Source organism: Corallococcus macrosporus (assembly GCF_017302985.1).
Lineage (GTDB): Bacteria > Myxococcota > Myxococcia > Myxococcales > Myxococcaceae > Corallococcus > Corallococcus macrosporus_A.
This window is the reverse complement of sequence record NZ_JAFIMU010000003.1, coordinates 125,012-148,210: the sequence shown is the minus strand read 5'-3', so window position 1 is coordinate 148,210 and position 23,199 is coordinate 125,012. Positions and strand designations below refer to the sequence as shown.

The window sequence follows — 23,199 nt, the reverse complement described above, 5'->3', positions numbered from 1 at the left end:
TGCCGCGCTTCCTTCCGGAGGTTCCATGCGTCGCTGGCCCCTGGCCCTGCTCGTCCTTCTCTCCGCGCCCGCCCTCGCCCAGGACACCGCTCCGGCCGCCACGCCCGCCCCCGCCGAGCCCACCCCGGCCCCCGCCCAGGCTCCGGCCGAGCCCACTCCGGCCCCCGCCGCGCCGACTCCGGCCCAGCCTCCGGCGGCGGCTCCCACGCCGGCCCCGCGCAAGGCCACGCCAGCGCCCACTCCGGCCCCGGCCCCGGCCGCCACGCCCGTGTCCCCCACCGCGCGCCCACCGACGCCGCCCACCCCCTCCAGCGCGGGCACCGTCGACCTGGGCAAGCTGCGAGAGGCCTCGCGCCCCAGCGAGGAGGACCTGACCCCGGAAGGCATCGCCCGTTCGATCATCCACAACGAAGCGCGCTTCCTCTTCCAGAGCCTGCTGACGGGGGACGTGCGCAACGCGTCCGCGGAGCTGTCGTACCCGTTCCAGCTGGAGGACAAGCGCTTCAACACCCCGGACGAGCTGGTGCAGGCCTGGGTGAAGCAGCTGCGCGCGCGGCGCACGGACCTCGTCACGCTCTACGACATCGAGGTGCTGCCCATCGCGGAGATGGAGAAGAAGTACGGCAAGCCGCCCGCGCGGCTGGGATTGGATCCGCGCGCGCTCAAGGACACCTGGGCCGCGGTCGGAAACCTCTCCGGCCACGCGGCCATCTTCCTCTTCCGTGGCAGCCCGGACCTGAGCTGGCACGCCTTCGCCTACACGGACTGAAGGGTGATGATCACCGGATCCGGATCCTGGATCACGATGAGGTAGTCCGAGTACGTCTCGAAGCCATCGCGCTCCGCCTCGAGGGTGTAGAGGCCGGGCGCCAGGTCCACGGTGAACTCGCCCTGAGCGTTCGCGGTGACGCGCTTCAGGACCTCCTTCGTCTCCTGATCCAGGATGGAAAGGTAGGCGCCGCCCACCGGCGTTCCGTCCTGCTGCTGGACCCTGCCGGACACGCGGATGACCGTGGCCTTCAGGTTGAAGGACATGGCGACGGTCATGCCCGCCTCCACCTCGACCTCCTGGATGGCTCCGTCGTAGCCCGGCCCCGAGGCCGAGAGCCCGTAGGTGGCCGGCGGAAGCGACTCGAAGGTGAACTTGCCCTGCGCGTCCGTGGTGACCGTCTTGCCGGTCTCCAGGAGCGTGACGTCGAAGTCCTTGAGCGGCGCGCCCTCCTCCGTCAGCACGACGCCCGTCACGCGCCCGGGGCGGGGCTGCTGATTGCCCGGGTCCTTGGAGGGATCCGCGTCGGGGTCGCAAGCGGACAACACAACAGCCATCAGGAGCGCGCAGAGCACGCTGCCTCGCGTCTTCAGGTTCATCATGGGTGGGGTTTCCTGGTGAGCGCGCTCCGGCCGGCGCGAGTCCTTCGGCACCTGGCCCTCGGCGGGGCTCGGCGGTGCGTCCGGTGCCTCTCCAGACGACGAAGCGGCCTGGGAATTCATCCTCCCAGACCGCTCCTTCACTTCACCGTGACGTCGCTCCGCCTAGAGAGGCGGCACCGCCAGGACGAGCCCCTGGGGAGGAGGAATGTCATCATGGACGTTGTCTCCCTTCCAGGAGACCAGGGTGCCGTCCTGCTTGAGCACCAGGCCCCAGACTCCGTCCTTGACGGACACGACCCGCGCGACCTGGGACTGCGCCTCCGCGGGCAGGTCGCACGTACCGTAGCCATTGCCCCAGCAGCGCACCTGGCCTGCCTTCGTGAGGGCATAGCCGTGCAGCGTGCCTCCTCCCACGGAGACGACCTCCGAGAGGTCCGAGGGCGGGGAGCCTTCACCCGAGAGGTTGGATCCGAATCCCGTCACGGTGCCGTCCCGCTTGAGGACCACGGTGTGATTGCCCGTCGCAGCCACCTCCGCCACGTCCGTGAGGTTCGCGGGGACCGTCGCCGCGGTGTACTCATTGCCGCCCCAGGCCACCACGCGGCCGTCCATCGTCACCGCGACCATGTGGGTCAAGCCTCCGTCGATGGCCACCACGTCCGCCAGCCCCTGGGGAACCGCGTCACCCAGCTCCGCCTCCTTGCTGAGGCTCAGCCGGATGACCGTCCCATCCGCCCGAAGCACGAAGCACGAGTAGCCCGCGCAGGCCACGGCCACGCCGTCGTGCACGTCATGAGGCTGGAGGTTCGAGGCTCCGTTGCCCCACACCACCGGCGAGCCGTCTCCCTTCACCGCGACGCTGAAGTAGGCCGAACTCGCGACATCCACCAGGCCCCCCTCCTGCGTGGGAGCCTCGCTGCCCGACCCCCATCTGCCCCACGTCACGAGGGTGCCATCAGGCCGGATGCCCATGCCCCGGAAGTGCTCGACGAACACCGTCCTGGCCCTCAGGACGCGCACCGAGTCCCTGACCGCCGGGCGCCAGGACGCCCCCATCGTCACCACCACCGGCTGATTCCCCGAAGCGAGCGACGCGGCCACCCGCGCAACCACCTTGTCGTCCGTCCAGGAGACGTACTCCACGACCGGAACCCCACCCACCGTCACCGTGCTCTCGCCACGCGCCCTCCCGAAGGGCCCGCCCGTGATCGTGAGGACGCCGCCCTGCACCGACAGCAGGGGGACGGTGACCTCCGGGGCTCCGTCGCGGACCAGCACCAGGTCCACGGAGGGGTTCTCGTCGCGCACCACGACCAGGTTCCGGGAGGCCTTCTGGTAGTGGTCCATGCGCGCCACCACGGTCCGGGCACCCGGGAGCACCGAGGGGAACGTGAAGGCGCCCCGCGCGTCCGTCACCGCGGTGAGGTCGGTGCCAGCAATGGAGACGACGACCCCCGCCGGAGCGCTGGAGTCCTCCATCTGAACGGTCCCCGTCACCTTCCCCAGCGCGAGCACGAGCTTGAGCGACACCTCCGCCGTCGCTCCGGCCTGGACCTGCACCGGCTGCGAGCTGTCGACGTAGTCCGGATGGGCCGCCACCAGCGTGTGCCCGCCGGGCTTCAGGTCCGGCAGGGTGAATTCGCCCAGCGAATTCGACGTGGCCACGGTGTTCGTTCCGTCCACGCGGACCTGGACGCCCGCCAGCGCGTCCCCCGCTTCCGTCGTGACGTGTCCACGCACCTGGCCCATTTCATCTTCAGAGCCACAGGCGGACAGCACGGCCAGGAGCAGCGCACAGAGCGCGCCCCTTCTCTTCATCATCATGTGGAGTCTTCCCGGTTGAGTCAGTCTGGTGAGGCCGTTCCGGGCACACGTCCCGAAACGTCCCCCTCAAACGCGCGAGGCGTTCGATGCTTGACTCTGCGTGCGTTTTTCCAGATCACGCGAAGTGAAGAAGGGATCCGCGGGTTCGACACCCCAGACCTCTTCGTTCAGCGCATTGGGGCTAGCGGGGCGGCACTGCCACGACGAGGTTTCCGGGCGGGGGAGTGAAGCCGAAAGAGTTCCCCCAGCTCACCCGCCGTGGGACTGCCCCGCGGCCACGGGACGGTGCCTCGGCGCCCCGTGCGGCGCTCAGCTCAGCGCGGCGGCGAAGTCCCGCAGGCGCGCCAGGCCCTTCTGGAGCACCTCGCGCGAGGTGACGAAGCTCATGCGGATGTAGCCCGGCGCGCCGAACGGGTCTCCCGGCACCGCCGCCACGAGGAAGTCGTTGAGCAGCGCCTCGGAGAGCTGGAGCGCGTCCGTCAGCGGCTTGCCCTTGTACGTCTTGCCCAGCAGGCCACGCACGTCCGCCATCGCGTAGAAGGCCCCTTCCGGCAGCCGGCAGCGGAGGCCCGGGATGGCGTTGAGCCCCGCGACGAACAAGTCCCTGCGCTCGCGGTACTCGTTCACCATCGCGGTGATGGTGTCCGAGGGGCCGTTGAGCGCCGCCAGCGCCGCCTTCTGGGTGATGGAGGACGCGTTGGACGTGGACTGGTCCTGCACCAGCTGCATGCCGGAGATGAGCGCCTTGGGGCCCGCCGCGTAGCCCAGCCGCCAGCCCGTCATCGCATAGGACTTGGACAGGCCGTTGGACACCACCAGCCGGGGCACCAGGTCCGGCGCCACGTTGCCGATGTTGAGGAACGGCTGCCCCGTGTACAGGAGCTTCTCGTACATGTCGTCGGTGACGAGCATGCAGTCGTGGCCGCGCACCGCGTCCGCGATGCCCTCCAGCGTGGCGCGCGAGTACACCGCGCCCGTGGGGTTGGCGGGGCTGTTGAGGATGATGGCGCGCGTGCGCGGGGTGAGCGCCTTCTTGATGGCGGCGGGGTCCGGCGCGTAGCCGTCCTCCTCGCGCGTGGGGACGATGACCGGCGTGCCGCCCGCCAGGTGCACCATGTCCGGGTAGCTCACCCAGTACGGCGCGAAGATGATGACCTCATCCCCTTCGTCCAGCAGCGCCTGGAAGCAGTTGTAGAGCGACTGCTTGCCGCCCGCCGTCACCACCACCTGATCCGGCGTGTACTTGAGGCCGTTGTCCTTCTCCAGCTTGCGGCAGACCGCCTCGCGCAGCTCCGGCATGCCCGCGGTGGCGGTGTACTTCGTGAAGCCGGAGCGGAGCGCGTCGATGGCCGCCTGCTTCACGAACTCCGGCGTGTCGAAGTCCGGCTCACCCGCGGCCAGCACCACCACGTCCTTGCCACTGGCGGCGAGCGCCTTGGCGCGGGCGTTGAGGGCCAGGGTGGCGGAGGGCTTGATGGCATTCAGCCGGCGGGCGAGTTTCATGCGCCCTGCCTAGCGCGGAACTCCCGAAGCGGACAAGCACTACGGGCGCACACCGTTGCCCGGCTGCCGCTCCGGGGCCCTACGGTTTCGGGCCGAACTTCTTCTTCAGCCCCGCGTTCACGTTCGGGGGGACGAGCCCTTCGACGTTCCCTCCGAAGGTGGCGACCTCCCGGACGAGCTGCGAGGAGATGTAGAAGTAGTCCTCGCCCGTCATCATGAAGACGGTGTCGATGTCCGGCGCCAGCTTGCGGTTCATGTTCGCCAGCTGGAACTCGTATTCGAAGTCCGACACCGCGCGCAGCCCGCGGATGACGACGCTCACGTTGCGCTGGTGCACGTAGTCCACGAGCAGGCCGTGGAACGCGTCCACCTCCACGCGGGGGTCGTTCACCGCCTCGCGGATGAGTTCGATGCGCTCCTCCTGGCTGAAGAGGGGCGTCTTCTTCGGGTTCACCGCGATGGCGACGATGAGCCGGTCGAACATCTTCAGGCTGCGCTGGATGAGGCTCAGGTGCCCGTTGGTGAGCGGATCAAACGAACCAGGATAGATGGCAACCGGCATGGGTGCTGGGAAGTCTCGGCGGGCCCAGGGGGCGGGTCAAGCACACGTCACGGGGCCCGGTAGAAGCTCACCAGGGTGTCCCCGAACCGGCGCTGGTCCTCCCGGGTGAGCCCGGCGTGGGCGTCCGGGGCCGCCTCCCGCTTGTCGTGCTCCACCACCACCGTGCCGCCCGGTGTCACCACGCCCGCGGCCACCACCGCGTCCAGCACCGTCTCCACCACGCGCGCCGCGTAGGGCGGATCCGCGAAGACGAGCTCGAACTTCTCCCCCTGCTTGCCCAGCGCCGGCAGCGCGCGCACCACGGGCTGCGCCAGGATGGACACCTGGGCGGTGAAGCCCAGGTCGTCGGTGTTCTTGCGGCACAGGGCCAGGGCCTCGCGGTCCTGATCCACCAGCACCAGCCTCCCTGCCCCCCGCGACAGGGCCTCCAGTCCCAGCGCGCCGGTGCCCGCGTACAGGTCCAGCACGGCCTGGCCGTCCAGGAACTGGCCCAGCATGTTGAAGATGGTTTCACGGACCCGGTCCGCCGTGGGGCGGATGTGTCCGGACGACGGCTTGGGCCCCGTCAGGGCCCGGCCCTTCGCGCTGCCTGCCACGATGCGCATGGGCGCCCTTCTAGCCCAGGTCGCCGTCCGGCTTCGCCAGGAACGCCATGGCCACCGACGCCGAGCGGTGCGCCCCCAGCGCCGCCAGCGTCTCCGTCCCTTCCGCGAAGGACAGCGCCTCCAGCGTCTCGCGCGCGGCGGGCGACAGGGGCGGCAGCCCCTCCTCCAGCACGGACAAGAGTTCCCCGGCCGGCATGCCCGCCGCCTGGGCCCGCGCCACCACCGGCTCGCGCACCTCTGGAGGCCAGGCGCGCAGGGCCAGCGGCCCCAGGGGCCCATTCCGGTCCACCTTGCGCACGCCCGCGGCCACGTAGCTGGACAGCCCCTGCGCGGCCCCCGTGGACGCGTCGTCCACCGTCACCGCCACGCCCTTCCCGGCCGCGGTCTCCACCACGCGCCGGAGCAGCTCCACGTCCAGCTCGCCGTCCCCCAGCCGCGCGTCCGCCACGCGCAGGAAACGCACCGGGACCTGCCACTGCGACAGCCCCTCCAGCAGCGTCGCGCACGCGTCCACCAGGCCTCCGGAGGACTCCTGCGGCGGGGACACCTCCAGCGACAGCTCGCGCTCCTTGAGCGGGCCCACCAGCGCGTTCACCGCCTCCACCGCCTCGTAGGACGTGAGGCGGGACAGGTCCAGCGACACCAGCGCGAAGCCCGCGTCCACCACGCGGAAGAGCCCTTCCTGGAGCGCGTCCAGCACGTCCGCGTCCGTGGACGTCACGCGGATGGGACCGGCCTGGAGGAACAGGGGCCGGGTGTGCTCGGCCTCCTGCGCGGCCGCGTGCACCGCCTGCACGAAGCGCTCGGGCGCGCCCCGATCCGCCAGCGGGTGCGGACACGCCAGGCCCAGCACCGCGTCCTCCGCGCGGGCCGCGCGCAGGAGGCCTGGCAGCGCGCCCTTCGCCAGCACCGGCAGGCACGGCAGCGCCGTGGGCTTGGACTCCAGCGCCCGCAGCAGCTCACGCGGATCCAGCAGGGGCACCCGGGAGCCCGGGCCCACCCGCGCCACCACGTTGCCCGGCCGCAGCGACAACACCTTGTCCAGCACGCTCATAGGAGCCGGCGAGAATCCCCGCCCCGCGCCCCTTTCGCAAGCGCGGGCTCAGTGCACCTCGCCCAGGTGGGCGTAGGACTGGCTTTCAATCTGGATGGTCGTGTGGTCGATGCCGAAGCGGTCGAAGAGGTCGTGCTTCACCGCGGACAGGATGTCGTCGTTGTTGCAGACCATGGGGTCCGCCACCACCAGGTGCGCCGACAGCGCGTACATCCCGCTGGAGATGGTCCACACATGCAGGTCGTGCACCGCCTGCACACCCGGCACCTTCGCCATCAAATCCCGCACCTGCTCCAGGTCCACGTGCGCGGGCACCGCCTCCAGCAGCACGTCCACCGCGTCCTTCACCAGCCGCAGCGCGCCCACGACGATGATGGCGGAGATGAGCACGGAGATGATGGGGTCCACGATGTACCAGCCGGTCCACCACATCACGCCCGCGCCAATCAGCACGCCCACCGACGACAGCGTGTCCCCCAGCACGTGCAGGAACGCGCCGCGCACGTTCATGGAGTGCGTCTGGTGCAGGAAGCCCAGCGCCGCCAGGTTCGCCACCAGGCCGATGCCCGCCACCAGCGCCATGGGCCCCAGCTCCACCGCGGCCGGCGTGCGCATGCGCTGCCAGGCCTCCATCAGGATGAAGATGGTGATGACCAGCAGCAGCACCCCGTTGAGGAGCGCGCTCAGAATCTCCATCCGGTAGTAGCCGTAGGTCTTCTTCAGGTCCGCGGGCCGCCCGGCGAACCACAGCGCCAGCAGGCTCAGGACCATGGCCGACACGTCCGTCAGCATGTGCCCGGCGTCGGAGAGCAGCGCCAGCGAGTTGGTGAGGAAGCCACCCACCGCCTCCGCCACCATGATGGTCGCCGTCAGCCCCAGCGCGAACAGCAGCCGGCGGCGGTCCTTGCGCCGCTCCTCCGCCAGCCCGCCCTTCCTGGGGCCATGCGAATGACCGTGCCCATGGCCGTGCGAGTGCCCATGGTGCGAGTGGTCATGATCATGGTCGTGCGAATGGCCGTGCCCTGCCCTGCCGTGTGTATGTGGGGGTGCGCTCACAGGGAACCAGGGTACGCGAACAGCGCCGTCATTCGGACAGGTGCCGCTGGATTGATTTCGGACAACCCCGTAGATCCGTTGTCCTGATCCGCAACAGGGCGAGGACCGTGGGGATGGACTTCGAGAAGCATCAGAATCTGCACACCATTGTCATGTTGAGGGATGTCATCCGCAAGTGGTGGCAGGTGGAGCTGTCGTTCGCGGATCGCCACGGGGTGGTGCACGACTGGCAGCGCGGGGATTTCATCCCGCCGCCCAACGACTTCTGCCGCCACTCCCTGGGGGCGCGGGAGGGGATGCGGCGGTGTGCCCAGTCGGTGCGGGTGCTCCATGAGAAGTTCAAGGCCGCCAAGAACCTGCGCCGCTCGCTGTTCCACGACTGCCACCTGCGCCTGTCCATCGTGGGCGCGCCGCTCTACATCCGCAACGAGTACGAGGGCTTCCTCTTCGTGGAGGGCTTCGCCCGGCAGCCGCTCACGCCCGGCGACGGCCAGGTGCTGCTGGGCAAGATGCGCGACATCGCCCCCGGGGCGCTCCTGGAGCTGGAGGGCGCCGCGGAGCGCGTGCCGGTGCTGGACGGCTCGGAGCTGAGCAAGCTGTCGGACCTGCTGGAGTTCGCGGTGACGGAGATCGCCAACCAGGAGGTGGAGCTCACGCGCAAGGAGGAGACCATCCAGTCCATGGCCTCCGAGCTGTCCAACCGCTACCGCTTCGAGAAGATCATCGGCCGCTCCGGGGCCATGAACGAGGTGTTCCGCCTGATGGAGAAGGTGGCCAACTCCGACTCCACCGTCCTCATCAACGGCGAGTCCGGCACGGGCAAGGAGCTGGTGGCGCGCGCCATCCACCACAACGGGCCGCGCAAGGACAAGCCGTTCGTCGTGCAGAACTGCTCCGCCTTCAACGACAACCTGCTGGAGAGCGCCCTCTTCGGCCACACCCGGGGCGCCTTCACCGGCGCGCTCAAGGACAAGAAGGGCCTCTTCGAGGTCGCGGACACGGGCACCTTCTTCCTGGACGAGGTGGGCGACATGTCCCCCGCCCTCCAGGTGAAGCTCTTGCGCGTGCTCCAGGAGGGCACCTTCCTGCCCGTGGGCGGCACCCAGTCCCGCGAGGTCGACGTGCGCGTCATCGCCGCCACCCACAAGGACCTGGGTGAACTGGTGAAGCGCGGCGAGTTCCGCGAGGACCTCTTCTACCGCATCAACGTCATCCGCCTGCAGCTGCCGCCCCTGCGCGAGCGCAAGGACGACCTGCCCGTCCTCATCGACCACTTCCTGCGCAAGCACCACCGCGAGGGCCAGCGCGCGCGGGGTCTGGCGCCGGAGGCCCTGGGCATCCTGGGCGCGTACGCGTGGCCGGGGAACATCCGCGAGCTGGAGAACGAGATTGAACGGCTGCTGGTGCTGGGCGGCGAGCTGGAGACCATCCCCGCGGAGCTGCTCTCCAGCCGCATCCGCGATGCAGTGGTCCCCGGAGGCGGGCCCTTCATCGCCCCGCGCGCGCACGGCAAGCTGCACGAGGCGGTGGAGTCCCTGGAGAAGGAGATGATCCAACAGGGACTGGTGCGCACCCGCTACAACAAGAGCCGGCTGTCGCGCGAATTGGGCATCAGCCGCTCCAACCTCATCCTCAAGATTTCCCGCTACGGGCTGGACAAGGGCATCCCCGAAGGGCTGGACGCGGAAGAGGTGGAAGCGTGAGCGCGCCCCATGGACAGGCGGTCTCCTTCCGCCAGGACTCGCTGCGGGTGCCCGACGGCGCGGACCTCTACTATCAGGTGCGGGGCGACGGCAGCCCGGGCATGGTGCTGTGCGACGGCCTGGGCTGTGACGGCTTCGCGTGGAAGTACCTGCTGCCCTACCTGGGCCGGCGCCACCGCGTGCTGCGCTGGCACTACCGGGGCCATGGCAAGAGCACCGTCCCCACGGACCGCACGCGCATTGGCATGGCGTACACCTGCGATGACATGGCGCGGGTGATGGACGCGGCGGGCATGGACAAGGCCGTCCTCTTCGGCCACTCCATGGGCGTGCAGGTGGCGCTGGAGTTCCACCGCCGCTACGCCCGGCGCGTGGAGGGGCTGGTGCTGGTGTGCGGCAGCTACGGGATGCCGCTGGACACCTTCCACGACTCCACGCTGCTCAAGCGCATCTTCCCCACGCTCCGGTCCGCGGTGGAGCGCTTCCCCCGCCACACCGCGCGCATCGTGCACGGGGCGCTCACCACGGAGCTGGTGGTGCAGCTGGCCATCCGCCTGGAGATGAACCCGGAGCTCATCGCGCGCAACGACCTGGCGCCCTACTTCACCCACCTGGCCCGCATGGACCCCGTCGTGTTCGTGCGCACCCTGGACTCGCTGGCGAACCACACCGCCGAGGACCACCTGGAGCACGTCGACGTGCCCACCCTGGTGGTCGCCGGGGAAAAGGACCGCTTCACCCCGGGGTGGCTGTCCCGGAAGATGGCCGAGCGCATCCCCGCATCCGAGCTCCTGATGATTTCCGAGGGCACCCATACCGCCCCACTGGAAGTCCCGGGGCTCGTGGAGCTGCGCGTGGAGCGCTTCCTGAGAGAGCGGTTGGGGGTGGAAACAGCCGGGTCACCGCCAAAGGTGGGATAAGCGCCCGGCGGGCGGGGGGCCTGATTGTTTGCCTGCTGGACACCCGCCTTCATTGCAGGTGGGAAGCCCCCGGCATATAAGCCCCCGCCTTCCGGGTTCCGGTGGGATTGAGAAACCCCGTCCTGGGCGTCTCTCCTCGCACCTTCTTTCAGTCAGTTGGTCCGCATGATCTCTCGCGAAAACATCCGCAACGTCGCCATTGTCGCTCACGTCGACCACGGCAAGACCACCCTCGTCGACCACCTGCTCCGGCAGGCAGGCACCTTCCGTTCCAATGAGCACGTGGCCGAACGGGTCATGGACTCGAACGACCTCGAGCGCGAGAAGGGCATCACCATCCTCGCGAAGAACACTGCCGTCTCCTACAAGGGGATGCAGATCAACATCATCGACACCCCGGGCCACGCCGACTTCGGTGGCGAGGTGGAGCGCGGTCTGCGCCTGGTCGATGGCGTCATCCTGCTGGTGGACGCCGCCGAAGGTCCCCTGCCCCAGACGCGCTTCGTGCTCACCAAGGCGCTGGCCATGGGCCTGAAGACGGTGCTGGTCATCAACAAGATCGACCGTCAGGACGCCCGGGCCAAGGAAGTGCTGGACCTGGTGTACTCGCTCTACATCGACCTGGGGGCGAACGAAGAGCAGCTGGAGATGCCCGTCCTCTACACGGTCGCGCGCCAGGGGCAGGCCTCCACGTCGCTGGACGTGCCGGGCAAGACGCTGGAGCCGCTGTACGACGCCATCATCAAGCACATCCCGCCCCCGCCCGCTCCCCCGGCGGAGCAGACGACGCTGCAGCTCTTGGTCGCCAACCTGGACTACGACGACTACGTCGGCCGTCTGGCGGTGGGCCGCGTGCAGGCGGGCCGCATCACCCCGAACATGCCCGTGTCCGTCGTCCGCGAGGGCGGCAAGGTGCAGCAGGGCAAGGTCGTGAAGCTGTTCGGCTTCTCCGGCCTGAAGCGCACGGAGATCGCGGACGCCGGCCCTGGCGAAATCGTCTCCATCGCGGGCATCGAGGAGATCTCCATCGGCGACACCATCGCGGACTCCGAGAAGCCCGTGGCGCTGCCGCGCATCACCGTGGACGAGCCCACGATGATGATGATCTTCAAGGTCAACGACGGGCCGCTGGCGGGCAAGGAGGGCAAGTACGTCACCTCCCGCAACCTGCGTGAGCGCCTGTACCGCGAGGCCTACCGCAACGTGGCCGTGCGCGTGGAGGACACCGCGACGCCGGACGCGTTCCGCGTGGTGGGCCGTGGCGAACTGGCGCTGGCGGTCATCATCGAGAACATGCGCCGCGAAGGCTACGAGCTCACGGCCTCCAACCCGGAGCCCATCACCAAGACGGTGGACGGCCAGGTCCATGAGCCCATGGAGCTGCTCTTCTGCGACGTGCCGGAGAACAGCGTGGGCGTGGTGACGGAGCGCCTGGGGCCCCGCAAGGGCCGCATGACGGACATGCAGCAGCTGGGCTCGGGCCGCACCCGCCTCCAGTTCCGCATCCCCGCGCGCGGCCTCATCGGGTTCCGCTCGGAGTTCCTCACGATTACCCGGGGTGAGGGCATCATGAGCAGCCAGTTCGACGGCTTCGAGCCGTGGTTCGGCTACATCCCGAAGCGCGCCAACGGCGCGATGGTCTCCGACCGCCTGGGTGACACGGTGCCGTACGCGCTGTTCAGCATCCAGGAGCGCGGTCAGCTCTTCGTGGGCGCGGGCACCACCGTGTACGAGGGCATGATCATCGGCGAGCACGCGCACCCGTCCGAGCTCAACGTCAACTGCTGCCGCGAGAAGAAGCTCACCAACATCCGCGCCGCCGGCCGCGACGAGAACGTCATCCTCGTCCCGCCGCGCGAGATGGGGCTGGAGAAGGCCCTGGAGTGGATCGCCGACGACGAGCTCGTCGAGGTGACGCCCAAGTCCATCCGCATGCGCAAGAAGGCGCTGGCCTCCGGCGAGCGCTACCGCGCCGAGCGCGACCGCAAGCGCGAGGAGCGCGCCGAGGCGGAGTAGTCCTTCGCCTTGAACGCCTGAAGCTTCCAGGGGCCGCCACCCGACACACCGGGTGGCGGCCCCTTCTTCGTTCCGGGGCCGCTAGAAGCCGAAGCGGGCCAGGCGCGCGCGGTAGGGCGTGGAGTTGCTCCGGGCCGCCTGGTCGTCCCAGCCCTTGAACTCCACGTCGTCCAGCAGCCGCTCCGTCTGGCCATTCAGGGTGACGGCGTTGATCAACGGCGCGCCCAGCGAGCCCACGTTGCGGGCCGCGAGCCGGTTCACCGGATCCAGCGCCTCCTGCCGTCCCTGGGAGCAGCTGTCGGTGAAGTAGCAGCCCCGGTCGCAGGTGGCCTTCGAGTTGTAGGCGCCGTGCTTGTTCACGGCCACGTAGATGCGCGGCGCGCCCCGGAACTCGCCCGCGTACTCGAGCTGCGCGTAGGAGTACCAGCCCGACGCGTCGCACGCCGTCTCCAGGTGCGCGGACAGGAAGGCCTGGTCCAGGTACCAGCGGCCGTCGGCATAGTGCACGTCCAGCACCTGGAACTCGGAGTCCCCGTCGTGCGCGAAGACGTTGAAGATGCCCAGGCTGGGGATGCCGTGGTCCTCGAAGTAGGCGTCCAGGTAGAAGATGCGCAGCGTGCGCAGCGCGGAGTTCAGGGGTCGCGCCGCGAAGTAGGCCCGGCGGTCCACGCCCTTCTCTCCCTGGGCAATCCACAGCGTGGGCATGAAGGCCGCGGCCACCTGAAGCTCGCAGCTGTCCCCCAGGCCGTCATGGTCCTCGTCCGGCACCGCGTTCCAGCAGGCTTCGGGTGGCGGCAGGCCGGGGAGTCCCTGCGCCAGCGCGGGGACGGACAGCAACGACAGCATCAGCACCCACGCGCGAGCGCGGGAACGGACGACGGGGGTCATGGGCGTACCTGGAAGGGGCTGCGAGGGTGCCCTCCACGGTGGGCACACGGCCTGGGGAGCTGAATCCGCCCCCCGGTCGCGGCCCGTGTCCGCCGTCCGTCGAAGCGGTGGTAGAAGCCAGGTCCGGTGGAATCGAACGCGGGCAAGCCTCGGGGCCTGTTGTATCCGCGCGCGGATCCCCGCGACTTCGTGCACGTCCGCGTCCTGCCCGCGCAGGACCTGCGCCCCTGGGTCGAGCACTTCTGGGCCGTGCGCTGGGACCTGCGCGGCCAGCCGCCCTCCCTCCAGCAGACCCTCCCCCACCCGTCCGTTCACTGGACCTTCCAGGACGGCACGTCCCGCATCGGCGGTGTGAACCGGGACCGCTTCTCCATCACGGTGGAGGGGCTGGGCGGCGTGTTCGGCATCAAGTTCCGCCCCGGGGGCTTCTTCCCCTTCGTGGGCACGCCCATGTCCGCCCTCACGCAGCGCACCGTGCCCCCGGCGCCGCTGCTGGGCCCGGCGGCGCGCGAGCTGGAGGCGGCCATCCTCGCCACGGACGTCACGCGCGACGCGGACGCGGAGCGCATCGCCCTGGCGGAAGCCTTCCTGCGGGCGCACCGGCCCGCGCCGGATCCGAACGTGGCGCGGGTGCAGGGGCTCATCACACGCATCCTGGAGGACCGCGCGGTGACGAAGGTGGAGGACCTGCTCACGCCGGACGCCCCGGGCCTGCGCACGCTGCAGCGGCTGTTCAACCGCTACGTGGGCGTGAGCCCCAAGTGGGTCATCCAGCGCTACCGGCTGCAGGAAGCCGCGGAGCGGCTGCGCGAATCACCGCCGCCGGAGCTGGCGCGGCTGGCGCTGGAGCTGGGCTACTTCGATCAGGCCCACTTCATCCGCGACTTCCGCCGCGTCGTGGGCCACACGCCCGCCGGATACGCCCGGCAGGCGGCGCGGCGCTGAAGGCTTCAGAACGTGTACTTCACGCGCGGGAACACGGCGAAGGACATGATGTTGGGCCCGATGATGTAGCGCCCGAGCAGGTCCGCGCCGACGGAGAAGTGGTCGAAGGACGTGGCGTACTCCACGCCCACGCCCAGGCCCGCGTTGAAGGCGTTGATGGAGCGGCCCGGGTCGCCCTCGTCCGGATCCACCGGCGTGGGGTCCAGGCGCGTGTAGCCCGCGGTCACCTTGGGCGTCAGGTAGAAGCGGTGGGCCAGCTGCACGTGGTACGCGGCCGTCAGGTTGCCGAAGGCCACCGTGAAGTTGTCCGACAGCGCGCAGACGTTGGAGTCCGGCAGGTAGCCCGCGAAGCAGTTCTGCGCGGACGAGCCCAACGCGAAGTGAGCGCCCAGCGACAGCCGCTCCGTCAGGTCGTAGCCGATGCCCAGCTGCACGTACGACTGCGCGTTGGAGTAGCTGTTCTCGCCGCCCACCGTGAAGAACACCCCGACGTCGGTCTCGGTGAAGAACCCCCGGCGCGGCTCGAACGGGACGCCCTCCGGCGGGGTGGCTCCCAGGGCCGGCGTCGCCAGCGCGAACGCGGCCAACAGCAGCGACTTCCTCACGACTCCTCCCGTCACGTTGTCCTCCTGCTCCCTCGCACTCCGGGCAGCAGCGGCACGGACAGTAGTGATGCCCGGCACGAAACGGCAGCGGGGAAAAACGAAAATGGCGTGGACCGTTTCGTCCACGCCACTTCGGTCTTCCAGTCTACGGATCGCGCCCCGGACTACTCAGCGGCGTCCGCGCCCGAGGGCGAGAACAGCCAGGGGTACGTCACGTTCACCACGCCGCCGCCCTTGGGCTCCGGGAACTTCCAGCGGCGGATGCGGGAGATCATGCACTGCTCCGCCGGGGTGCTGCCCAGCGTGGACTCCGACACGCTGGCGTCCGCCACCGCGCCCGCCGGGTCGATGGTGAAGGCCACCGCGACCTTGCCTGCCAGCGCCGGGTTCTTGTTCAGCTCCGACTCGTAGCAGTACTTGATCTCGTTCTGGTGCCGCCGGATGACCTTGGCGATGACGTCCTTGTCCAGGCCGCCAATCACCGTCGTCTTGCCGGGGATGACCTTGGTGACGGACTTGCCACGGCCGCCCAGGTCGATGCCGCCCGAGCCGCCCGTGCCCCGGCCGTTGCCCTGGGTGCCCAGGCCGCCGATGCCCAGCGCCGTGCCGCCACCGCCGTTGCCCGTACCACGCGAACCCAGGCCGCCCACGCCGTGCGCGTCACCCATGGCCGCGCCGCCCTTGAGGCCGCCCAGCGAGTTGTTGATGCCGGTGCCGATGCCGCCCGGACCGAACACGTCCGACGCGCCACCCTTCATGCCCTTGAGCGCGCCGAGGAGGCCCACCTTGCCCACCACCTGGCGGTCCTTCTCCTTCTTGCTCTTGTCCACCACCGGGGTGCCCGGCTTGGAGGGCGCGGCCTCCTCCTGCTTCGCCTCCTGCTTGCCGAACTTGCCCTCTTCGTCCTTGGCCTTGGCGCCCTCTTCCACGCCGGAGAGCTGGAGCTTCTTCGCCTCCTCCTTCTTCTGCGGGGCGATGAGGAACTTGGCCACGCGCTGCTGGGACTCGAAGACGTCGTCCGCGGACTTCGTCTCCGTGTGCGGCGTCAGCACCATGGCGGTGACGAACGCGGCGGCGGCGAGGATGCAGATGGCGGCGATCTTGAAGAAGCCGAAGTCGCGATCCGCCAGCGACGTCGCCAGGATGGCCGGCGACGGCTTCACGTAGCGCATCACGAACGCCACGGTGCCCAGCGACACCTCCGCCCGGTCATGCAGGCCCAGGGTGAAGAGCTGCTCCTGGTCCGGCGTGGCGTTGTTGAGCTGGCCCGCGGCGCGCAGCGCGTCCTTCGTGCGCACGTCGCCGTTGTTGGTGACGAACACGCCGGAGCCCGCCGGAGCGCGCAGCTCCAGCTTGTCGCCCTTGCTCACCGCGAGCACGTGGCGCTTGCCCACCTGCGGCGAGTACACCGTGAAGGTGTTCTTGGCGCCCTCGCCGATGGTGACCGGCGCGCCGTCCTTGAAGTGCTGGACCTCCAGCATCTGGTCGCCCCAGAGCATGGAGACCTGCAGCACCTTCGCGTCGGGCGTCGGCTGCGCGTCCCGGGGCAGCGGCTCCTGCAGGTGCGGCGGAGGCTGCGGCTTCCGGGCCGCCGCCACCTGGGGAGGCGTGGCCTTGCGCGCCGCCACCGGAGGCGCCGGAGGACCGAACACCGGGGTGGACGTCACGTTCGTCGCCACCTGGGTGCCCAGCGCGCCCGCCGGAGCGGAGCGCGGCGTGCTGACCGTGCCCACCACGTTCGCCGAGGGCGCCGCGTTCATCGCGGGCCGCGGAGGCGGAGGCGCCTGCCGCATGTTCGGAGGCACCGGCGCCGCGTGCGCTGCCGGAGCCGCGTGGGAAACCGCCGGAGGCGGCACCGGAGCCGTGGGTGGCATCACCGGGCGCTGCTGGAACACGCCGGGCTGGGCCACCGCCGCCGCCGGAGCCACCGGCCGGGGCGCGTCACCGAAGAGCACCTCCACCTGCGAGGTGCCCACCGTGAGCACGTCCCCGGGCTTGAGCGCCGTGGGGATGATGAGCTTCTGCCCGGACACCTGGGTGCCGCCTTCACTGCCCAGGTCGATGGCCGTCACGGAGCCATCGTTGTCCACCTTCAGCATCACGTGGAGGTTGGACACGCGCGGATCCTGAATCTTCACCGCCGCCTGGGCGCCCGACCCCACGATGACACTCTCCGCCTCCGAAACCGTCTCCTGGATGGAGCCGTCGGGGGTGGTGATCCGAAGCGTCAAACCGTTTTTTCTCGCCGCCGCCATGAAGTTCTTCCTTCTTCCCTTCCCGTCCCGAAAACGTTCAACGCCACCTGTGCCGTCTAAAGATTGTCCGCTGACTTCTGAAGCTCCGGGTCGAAGTTCTCCCGGACCTTGATGAGACTCTGGAAATCCGTCTTCTTGCGGTTGAGCACGTAGGAGCCTTCCGGCTTCGTGAGCTCGCCCTCGACCGCGACGTCCGTGAAATCAATCACCGTCTTCTTGCGGTACACGGTGCGATCCTCCTCCTGGATGATCTTCACCGAGTCCTTGCCGCTGTCCTGCGCCAGGGCGGGAGCCGCCACTCCCAGTCCGCCCACCATCACCATCGCTGCCAGCAGTCGTTTCATGTGATGTCTCCGCCAGGCCCGCTTCGCGCTTCCATTGCAGGGCTCGCACCAACTCCAAGTCCCTGGATTCTAAGGGAGTCGCCCGGCCGCTTGCACCTGGGGGCCTGGAGGCGGGAAGAAAGTTCTCGTCCTTCCCGCCAGGGCGACTGTTGTTTCTTCAGGGCGCCGGAACAGGCGCGGGCGCCACCTGTCCATTGCCAGACGCTTCGTCAGCGGCGGGAGCCGCCGGAGCCGCTTCCGGAGCCGCCTCGGTGCCTTCGGCCGGAGCGGCCTCCTGCTCGGGCGCGTTGGCGTCCTGGGGCAGCTGGTTCATCACGGACGAACCCGCGCCACCGGTGGCGGCCGCGTCCTTCTTGGGCTCGCCCTCCGCCTCCGCCGTGGCGGCGGCCGGAGCCGGCGCGGGCGGCGGGTTCTTGAGCATGTTCTGCAGGCCGTTCACCTTGGCGGTGATGAGCTGCTTGTCCTGATCCGTGGAGACGGGCAGCTCCTTGCAGCGGTCCAGGAACGCGATGGCCTTCTCGAAGCCCACGCGGTCGGCCGCGTACGCCCAGCCCGCGCCGCACACCGCCTCCGGCTTGTCCGCGGCGCGCGCGAGCACCTTCTCGAACGCCTCGCCCGCGGCCATGCCCTTCTTCGGATCCACGCCCTTCTGGCCGTCCAGCGCGTACGCCAGGTACAGCTGGCCCTCCAGGCCGTCGGGCTCCAGGGACAGGGCCTTGGTGAAGGCCTTCTCCGCGCCCGCGTAGTCGCGGTAGCTCAGCGCCAGGGCGCCCAGGTTGAGGTGGCCGGGCGCGAAGTTGTCATCCAGCGACACGGCCTTCTGGAACTGGGCCAGGGCGCGCGGGCGGTCGTCCATCTTCAGGTAGATCATCCCCAGCGTGTTGGAGATGGCCGGGTCGTCCGGCGTGACCTTGCGCGCGTTGATGACCAGCAACTCCGCCAGGCGGTACTGGCCGCGGTCGTACGCCACCAGCGCCAGCGTCTTGTACGCCTCCGGGTTGTCCTTGCTGCGCGCGAGCACGCGCCGGCCGGTGGCCTCCGCCTCGTCCAGCTTGCCCGCCAGCCGGTACGTCGCGGCCAGCGCGTTGAGCACGGGCTCGTCGTGCTCGTGGCCCGGCGTCTGGAGCGCCTTCGTGTACAGCGACAGGGCCTCGTCCAGCTGGCCCTCGTGCCGGTGCATCAGCCCCAGGTTCATCACCGACGGCGTGTGCGCCGGGTCGATGGCGAGCACCTGCTCGTACGCCGCGCGGGCGTCCGCCGGGCGGCCCTGCTTCTCCGCGATGACGCCCAGGTTGAACCGGGCGTTGAGCGCCTTGGGGTCCAGGGAGACAACCGCCTCGAAGCCCTTGCGCGCGGCGTCCAGGTCCCCGGCCTCGTAGGCCTGCAGGGCCTGGGCGAACTGGCCGTCGGCGTCACCCTTGTCCGCCGGAGCGGCCTTGGGCGCGGCGGGCACGGTGACGGCGGGCTTCTCCACCGTGTTCATCGCGACCGGCGTGGGGCGGGGCCCCGTGGCGCAGGCCGTGGTGAAGGCGAAGGCGAAGGCCCCCGCCAGGAACATCCGCTTGGTGCGAAAGCCGTTCATCCCCGTCGTCCCCATCCCCTTCAACTGGCTGCTGATGTCGATGCTGTGGTTCGTCTTCACGGCTGAACCCCCTCGAGCGACGCGGTGGGCTCGGGCTTCGCGGCCTCCGGCGTCCCTTCCGGAGCGGCGGGCTTCGCGCCCTCGGCGGGCACGGCCTCCGGCGCCGCCGGCGCGACGGTGGGCTTGGGCTCCGCGGAGGCGCTGATGGGGCCGTTGAGGTCCTTCAGCACGCCCGAGGCGATGCGCGAATCACTGCTGCCCCGGTACGTCACCGGCTTCACCTGGGCGTAGGCGCCCGGGCGCAGCTTGTTGATCTGATCCTGCGCGGCCAGCGTCCACTCGCTGTAGATGCCCAGCTCGTAGGCCTTCTGGAGGCCCTTCTCCAGCGCCTCGCTGGACTTCTCCTCCAGCGGCATGGCCAGGTTCTCCAGCTCCGCGCGGTACATGCTGAGCTGTTCGTCATCCAGCCCGGAGGGGTCCGGCGAGTCCATGATGTTGCGGGCGAAGTCCGCGTACGCGAGGCCGATGCGGGTCAGCGCCGCGATGCCCCACTCGCCGGAGCCCGTGGCGAGCACCGCCGCGTACTCCTTCTCCACGCGCAGCATCTCCTTCTGCTTGGCCTGCAGGTCGCGGCGGATGGTGGAGACGCGCGTGAACTTGATGTCGCTGAAGCGCTTCCACGTGGGCTCCAGCGCCAGGAAGCGCGCGTGGCCGTAAGCGTTGAGCACCGCGGTGTCCTTGCGCACGCCCTCCGCCAGCTTGTTCCAGCCGCGCACCAGCTCGTCCTGCGCCTTCTCCTGGCCGCGCACGTCCTTCATCTTCTGGTACGCGAGCAGCTGGTGGTATCGCGCCAGGTACGGCTGCCCCGCGGCGGTGCGCGAGTCACGGCCGTAGTCCTCCACGAAGCGGTCGAAGGCGCGGGCCGCGTCGCCCCACTTCTTCTCCTTCTCCCACACGAGGCCGATGGAGAACGCCACCTGGGGCACGTCCTTGCGGTCCTTGAAGCGCGTCAGGTAGTTGTTCCACGCGTTGACGGCCTTCTGGGACTCGCCCAGGCCGTCGTACCAGACGCCCGCGTTGAAGAGGGCGTCCGCCACCCACGCACCCGCCGCGTCCACCTGCGCCTTGCGCTCGGCGGCCTTCTGCGCGCGCTTGGACTCCGCGTCCTCCACGGCGCCCGGCGTGTCGTCCTTCTTCGCGACCGCGCTGGCCTTCTTCTCCTTGTCCTTCTTGGACTGCGACTCGCGGGCCTTCATCGCCGCGTCGTACTCGGCGACGAAGGACTCGGACATGGCCGCGGCCTTCTTGAACTCGGCGACCTTCTCGTAGAGGCCGGACAGCGTGTAGCGGGTCTGCAGCTCGAAGTTGCTGTTCGGGTACTCCTTGAGGACGCGCTCGCCGGCGGTGATGCCCTTGTCGACCTCACCCGCCTCCTGCGCGATGACCATGGCGTAGGTGAGCGCGCGGTCCGCGTTCTCAGACTTGGGGAACTCCGTGACGAAGGCGAGGAACTCCTCGGCGGCCTTCGCCGGGTTCTTCTCCTTCTTGTAGACGACCTCGTCCACGTACTTGTACTGGCTGCCCTCCACCACGCGGGCCACGCGCAGGGCGAAGTCCGAGCCGGGCTTGGACAGCTTCTTGTTGCCGAGGAACTTCCGCGAGAGCGTGTTGAGCTCCTGCCACTCCTCGCGGCTCTCCAGCACGTACATGGTCAGGTCCGCGGCGTCGCGCGAGCGGCGCTCCTCCGGGAACTTCTCGATGATCTCCCCGAAGCGGCGGGCCGCGTCCACGAAGTGCGCGCGGTCGTAGAGGATGACGGCCGCCTGGTAGCGCAGGTCGATCTCATCCTGGTTGCCCGGGAAGAGGGTGTTGTACGTGTCGCACGCGGCGACCAGCCGGTCCTCGAACTTCGTGAGCGGCTGCTCGGCCTGCTCCTTCGCGTCGCGCTTCACCAGCTTCTGCTTGGCGACGTCGCCCTTGTCCTTCTTCTCGTCGACCTTCTGGCCGTCCTTCAGGTCGCTCTTGGAGAGCTGGCCACGTTCAATCTTGACGAGCTTGTCGTAGGCGAGCACCGCGTTGTACGCGGCGGACTTGCGGTAGGTCTCGTTGGAGACCTCCTTCGCGGAGTCGCGGTCGGGAATCTTGAACGCCACGACGGCGTCGTACTCGCCGGCGGCGGCCTCCCACTCCTCCAGGGCCCAGAGGATTTCGGCGTAGAAGAAGCGGATGTTGAAGGCCGAGTCCGCGACGAACTCCGGGTTGTCGCTGGAGGCGAACGCGTCCACGTACTGCTTGTAGATGTCGCGCGCGAGCCGGTAGGTCTCCACCTGGCGCGTCTTCTGCGCCTCCTGGTGGTACTCGGTCACCATCACGCGCATGGCCTCTTCGGTGACGCTGAAGGCGTTGCGCAGCACGCCCGCGTTGCTCGCGTTGGCGGTCCACCACTCGCCACCCGGGCGGTAGAGGTCCACCATCCGCTTCATCTCCTTGCGGACCTGCTGGCGCTGGCGCAGGCCTTCGAAGGCGCGCACCACGGCCTGCTGGTACTCGGGAGCGTTCGCGCCCATGGGCGCGTCGTCGATGAGCGTGCGGTACACCAGGATGGCGCTGTCGAAGTGGCCCGCGTCCACCAGGCCCGCGGCCGTCTTGGCGAGCAGCCGGCCCTGGCGCTTCGGCGGGGCCTTCTGCTTGAAGTAGGCGAGCGCCTCCTTCGGCTGATCCAGCTGGACGTAGAAGACGGTGAGGTCGTTGAGGGCCTCCGTGCGCAGGTCGCCCAGCTCCTCGCCGCGCTGGCTGGCGTAGTCCACCACCTCGTGGAGCTTCTTCAGGCCCGCGTCCAGGTCGCCCGCGTTGAAGTCACACCAGGACAGCTTGTAGGTCGCGTAGGCGTAGATCTTCGGAACGCCGGAGTCGCGCGCCTTCTCGTAGTTCTCCTTGGCGGGCGCGAGCTTGTTGTTCTCGAAGTAGTGGTTGCCCAGCTGGATGTACGCGTCCGGGACGAACTGCGACTTCGGGAAGTCGCGGATCAGCTCCTCGTAGCGCGCCACCGCGTCCTCGCGGCGGTTGAGCTCGTAGAGGTTGTAGCCCAGGGAGAAGAGGACCTCGTCGCGGGCCGGGTAGTCCGGGTACTCGCTGAGGATGGCCTCGTAGATGCGCATCGTCTCCGCGCGGTAGCGCTCGGACTCGCGGTGGTCCTGCTCCGGGGCGGTGGCCTTCTCGCCGCGCGCCACGGCGGCGTCGTAGGCCTTCTCCGCCGCGAGGAACTTCTCCATCTCCAGCGTGTAGAGGTACTTGGACTTCTCCCAGTAGAGCTCCGACAGGCGGTACTGCATCTCCGCCTTCTGGGTGGACGTCTCCTGCAGCTTGGGGATGAGGCGCTTGAAGCCCTCAATGGCCTCGTCGCGCTTCTTGTCCGCCAGCGCGTCCTTCTTGGAGTCCGCGATGCGCGGCATGTCCGCGAACTTGGCCGTGGCGGGCTTCACCCGCGCCGGGCCCTTGCGCATGTCCTGGGGGGCGACGCCGGGCGGAAGCTCCGCCTTCTTCGCCTCCTCCTTCTTGCTCGCGGCCTCGGCCTTCCTGGCCGCGGCCTTCGCGGAAGAGGACTTCTTCGTCGCCACCTTGCGCGGCGGTGCCGTCTGCTCCGCCGCCTCCCCCACCCCACCGGCCGCGAGCGCGACGCCCACCGCCAGTGCACCGAACCGAAGAACCACCTTCATGCGAGCTCCTGGAGAACCGCGCCTCGCCATCCTGGGAAAACTTCTGCCCAGTGGGGAGGGACGACGGAAAGTAGACGCGGGTACCCAGATTGAGAAGTGGCCCGGAACGTGCCTTGTGCCCCGGCGTACGCGATCACGCCGGCCCACCTTTCAGGACTCAACATCACGCCAGAAGGCCCCGTCCCCGTGACGCGATGTCACGGTGGCGGGGCCTCGAGGGGTGCTGCCGGTGGCTGTCAGGTGGGCCTGG

At 69.4% G+C, this 23,199-nt stretch carries 18 protein-coding genes; 5 read left to right on the top strand and 13 right to left on the bottom strand.

Annotated elements, in window-relative coordinates:
* Positions 1 to 25 precede the first annotated feature (25 nt).
* The gene (locus JYK02_RS05375) at positions 26 to 769 is read left to right on the top strand and encodes a hypothetical protein (RefSeq protein WP_207048889.1); all 744 of its coding nucleotides are present in this window, start codon (positions 26 to 28) and stop codon (positions 767 to 769) included.
* Here JYK02_RS05375 and JYK02_RS05370 read toward each other — a convergent pair.
* The 7 genes from JYK02_RS05370 to JYK02_RS05340 all read right to left on the bottom strand — a co-directional run bounded on the left by JYK02_RS05370 (position 757) and on the right by JYK02_RS05340 (position 7,975).
* The gene (locus tag JYK02_RS05370; RefSeq protein WP_207048887.1) at positions 757 to 1,371 is read right to left on the bottom strand and encodes a carboxypeptidase-like regulatory domain-containing protein; all 615 of its coding nucleotides are present in this window, start codon (positions 1,369 to 1,371) and stop codon (positions 757 to 759) included. The genes JYK02_RS05375 and JYK02_RS05370 overlap by 13 nt on opposite strands.
* 162 nt (positions 1,372 to 1,533) lie before the next feature.
* The gene (locus tag JYK02_RS05365; protein ID WP_207048885.1) at positions 1,534 to 3,195 is read right to left on the bottom strand and encodes a carboxypeptidase regulatory-like domain-containing protein; all 1,662 of its coding nucleotides are present in this window, start codon (positions 3,193 to 3,195) and stop codon (positions 1,534 to 1,536) included.
* Positions 3,196 to 3,504: 309 nt separating this feature from the next.
* Complete coding sequence (locus tag JYK02_RS05360; RefSeq protein WP_207048883.1) at positions 3,505 to 4,698, bottom strand: pyridoxal phosphate-dependent aminotransferase; 1,194 nt, start codon at positions 4,696 to 4,698, stop codon at positions 3,505 to 3,507.
* A 79-nt stretch (positions 4,699 to 4,777) separates the two neighbouring features.
* Positions 4,778 to 5,260 carry a pantetheine-phosphate adenylyltransferase gene (gene coaD / locus JYK02_RS05355; RefSeq protein WP_120557127.1) on the bottom strand — a complete coding sequence of 161 codons (483 nt, stop codon included), beginning with the start codon at positions 5,258 to 5,260 and terminating at the stop codon, positions 4,778 to 4,780.
* A 47-nt stretch (positions 5,261 to 5,307) separates the two neighbouring features.
* A complete protein-coding gene (gene rsmD / locus JYK02_RS05350) occupies positions 5,308 to 5,865 on the bottom strand; it encodes a 16S rRNA (guanine(966)-N(2))-methyltransferase RsmD (protein WP_207048880.1) in 558 nt (185 codons plus the stop codon).
* A gap of 10 nt (positions 5,866 to 5,875) precedes the next feature.
* Positions 5,876 to 6,919 (bottom strand): hypothetical protein, encoded by a 1,044-nt coding sequence (locus JYK02_RS05345; protein ID WP_207048867.1) that lies wholly within the window; start codon positions 6,917 to 6,919, stop codon positions 5,876 to 5,878.
* 48 nt (positions 6,920 to 6,967) lie between these two features.
* Positions 6,968 to 7,975, bottom strand: a complete 1,008-nt coding sequence (locus JYK02_RS05340; RefSeq protein WP_207048866.1) for a cation diffusion facilitator family transporter — start codon at positions 7,973 to 7,975, stop codon at positions 6,968 to 6,970.
* A 113-nt stretch (positions 7,976 to 8,088) separates the two neighbouring features.
* On the opposite strand from JYK02_RS05340, the gene JYK02_RS05335 reads away from it, so the two are divergent.
* The 3 genes from JYK02_RS05335 to typA all read left to right on the top strand — a co-directional run bounded on the left by JYK02_RS05335 (position 8,089) and on the right by typA (position 12,614).
* Complete coding sequence (locus JYK02_RS05335; protein ID WP_207048864.1) at positions 8,089 to 9,678, top strand: sigma 54-interacting transcriptional regulator; 1,590 nt, start codon at positions 8,089 to 8,091, stop codon at positions 9,676 to 9,678.
* Positions 9,675 to 10,598 carry an alpha/beta fold hydrolase gene (locus tag JYK02_RS05330; protein WP_207048848.1) on the top strand — a complete coding sequence of 308 codons (924 nt, stop codon included), beginning with the start codon at positions 9,675 to 9,677 and terminating at the stop codon, positions 10,596 to 10,598. Before JYK02_RS05335 ends, JYK02_RS05330 begins: the two co-directional genes overlap by 4 nt.
* A gap of 165 nt (positions 10,599 to 10,763) precedes the next feature.
* Positions 10,764 to 12,614, top strand: coding sequence for a translational GTPase TypA (gene typA / locus JYK02_RS05325; RefSeq protein ID WP_207048847.1), 1,851 nt, complete (start codon positions 10,764 to 10,766; stop codon positions 12,612 to 12,614).
* Between the two features lie 81 nt (positions 12,615 to 12,695).
* Here typA and JYK02_RS05320 read toward each other — a convergent pair whose 3' ends face one another.
* On the bottom strand, positions 12,696 to 13,502 hold the full coding sequence (locus JYK02_RS05320) for a hypothetical protein (RefSeq protein WP_207048839.1): 807 nt from the start codon (positions 13,500 to 13,502) through the stop codon (positions 12,696 to 12,698).
* A 126-nt stretch (positions 13,503 to 13,628) separates the two neighbouring features.
* On the opposite strand from JYK02_RS05320, the gene JYK02_RS40735 reads away from it, so the two are divergent.
* Positions 13,629 to 14,447 carry a DUF6597 domain-containing transcriptional factor gene (locus JYK02_RS40735; protein WP_207048837.1) on the top strand — a complete coding sequence of 273 codons (819 nt, stop codon included), beginning with the start codon at positions 13,629 to 13,631 and terminating at the stop codon, positions 14,445 to 14,447.
* 5 nt (positions 14,448 to 14,452) lie between these two features.
* Here JYK02_RS40735 and cglE read toward each other — a convergent pair whose 3' ends face one another.
* The 5 genes from cglE to JYK02_RS05290 all read right to left on the bottom strand — a co-directional run bounded on the left by cglE (position 14,453) and on the right by JYK02_RS05290 (position 22,949).
* A complete protein-coding gene (cglE, locus tag JYK02_RS05310) occupies positions 14,453 to 15,052 on the bottom strand; it encodes an adventurous gliding motility protein CglE (protein ID WP_207048976.1) in 600 nt (199 codons plus the stop codon).
* A 164-nt stretch (positions 15,053 to 15,216) separates the two neighbouring features.
* Positions 15,217 to 17,307, bottom strand: a complete 2,091-nt coding sequence (locus JYK02_RS05305; protein WP_207048835.1) for a TonB family protein — start codon at positions 17,305 to 17,307, stop codon at positions 15,217 to 15,219.
* A gap of 56 nt (positions 17,308 to 17,363) precedes the next feature.
* Complete coding sequence (locus JYK02_RS05300) at positions 17,364 to 17,651, bottom strand: hypothetical protein (RefSeq protein ID WP_120557118.1); 288 nt, start codon at positions 17,649 to 17,651, stop codon at positions 17,364 to 17,366.
* A 157-nt stretch (positions 17,652 to 17,808) separates the two neighbouring features.
* Positions 17,809 to 19,293 (bottom strand): tetratricopeptide repeat protein, encoded by a 1,485-nt coding sequence (locus JYK02_RS05295; RefSeq protein WP_207048833.1) that lies wholly within the window; start codon positions 19,291 to 19,293, stop codon positions 17,809 to 17,811.
* Entirely contained in the window at positions 19,290 to 22,949 is a 3,660-nt protein-coding gene (locus JYK02_RS05290) for a tetratricopeptide repeat protein (RefSeq protein WP_207048825.1), read from the bottom strand. The genes JYK02_RS05295 and JYK02_RS05290 overlap by 4 nt, the downstream gene beginning before the upstream one ends.
* Positions 22,950 to 23,199 lie beyond the last annotated feature (250 nt).

Bases quoted from the DNA above. Each gene is read 5' to 3' on its own strand.
- JYK02_RS05335 (WP_207048864.1), top strand. From the start codon at position 8,089: ATGGACTTCGAGAAGCATCAGAATCTGCACACCATTGTCATGTTGAGG.
- JYK02_RS05370 (WP_207048887.1), bottom strand. From the start codon at position 1,371: ATGATGAACCTGAAGACGCGAGGCAGCGTGCTCTGCGCGCTCCTGATG.
- JYK02_RS05375 (WP_207048889.1), top strand. From the start codon at position 26: ATGCGTCGCTGGCCCCTGGCCCTGCTCGTCCTTCTCTCCGCGCCCGCC.
- JYK02_RS05305 (WP_207048835.1), bottom strand. From the start codon at position 17,307: ATGGCGGCGGCGAGAAAAAACGGTTTGACGCTTCGGATCACCACCCCC.
- JYK02_RS05360 (WP_207048883.1), bottom strand. From the start codon at position 4,698: ATGAAACTCGCCCGCCGGCTGAATGCCATCAAGCCCTCCGCCACCCTG.
- JYK02_RS05320 (WP_207048839.1), bottom strand. From the start codon at position 13,502: ATGACCCCCGTCGTCCGTTCCCGCGCTCGCGCGTGGGTGCTGATGCTG.
- JYK02_RS05300 (WP_120557118.1), bottom strand. From the start codon at position 17,651: ATGAAACGACTGCTGGCAGCGATGGTGATGGTGGGCGGACTGGGAGTG.
- rsmD (WP_207048880.1), bottom strand. From the start codon at position 5,865: ATGCGCATCGTGGCAGGCAGCGCGAAGGGCCGGGCCCTGACGGGGCCC.
- JYK02_RS05290 (WP_207048825.1), bottom strand. From the start codon at position 22,949: ATGAAGGTGGTTCTTCGGTTCGGTGCACTGGCGGTGGGCGTCGCGCTC.
- JYK02_RS05345 (WP_207048867.1), bottom strand. From the start codon at position 6,919: ATGAGCGTGCTGGACAAGGTGTTGTCGCTGCGGCCGGGCAACGTGGTG.
- typA (WP_207048847.1), top strand. From the start codon at position 10,764: ATGATCTCTCGCGAAAACATCCGCAACGTCGCCATTGTCGCTCACGTC.
- coaD (WP_120557127.1), bottom strand. From the start codon at position 5,260: ATGCCGGTTGCCATCTATCCTGGTTCGTTTGATCCGCTCACCAACGGG.
- JYK02_RS05365 (WP_207048885.1), bottom strand. From the start codon at position 3,195: ATGATGATGAAGAGAAGGGGCGCGCTCTGTGCGCTGCTCCTGGCCGTG.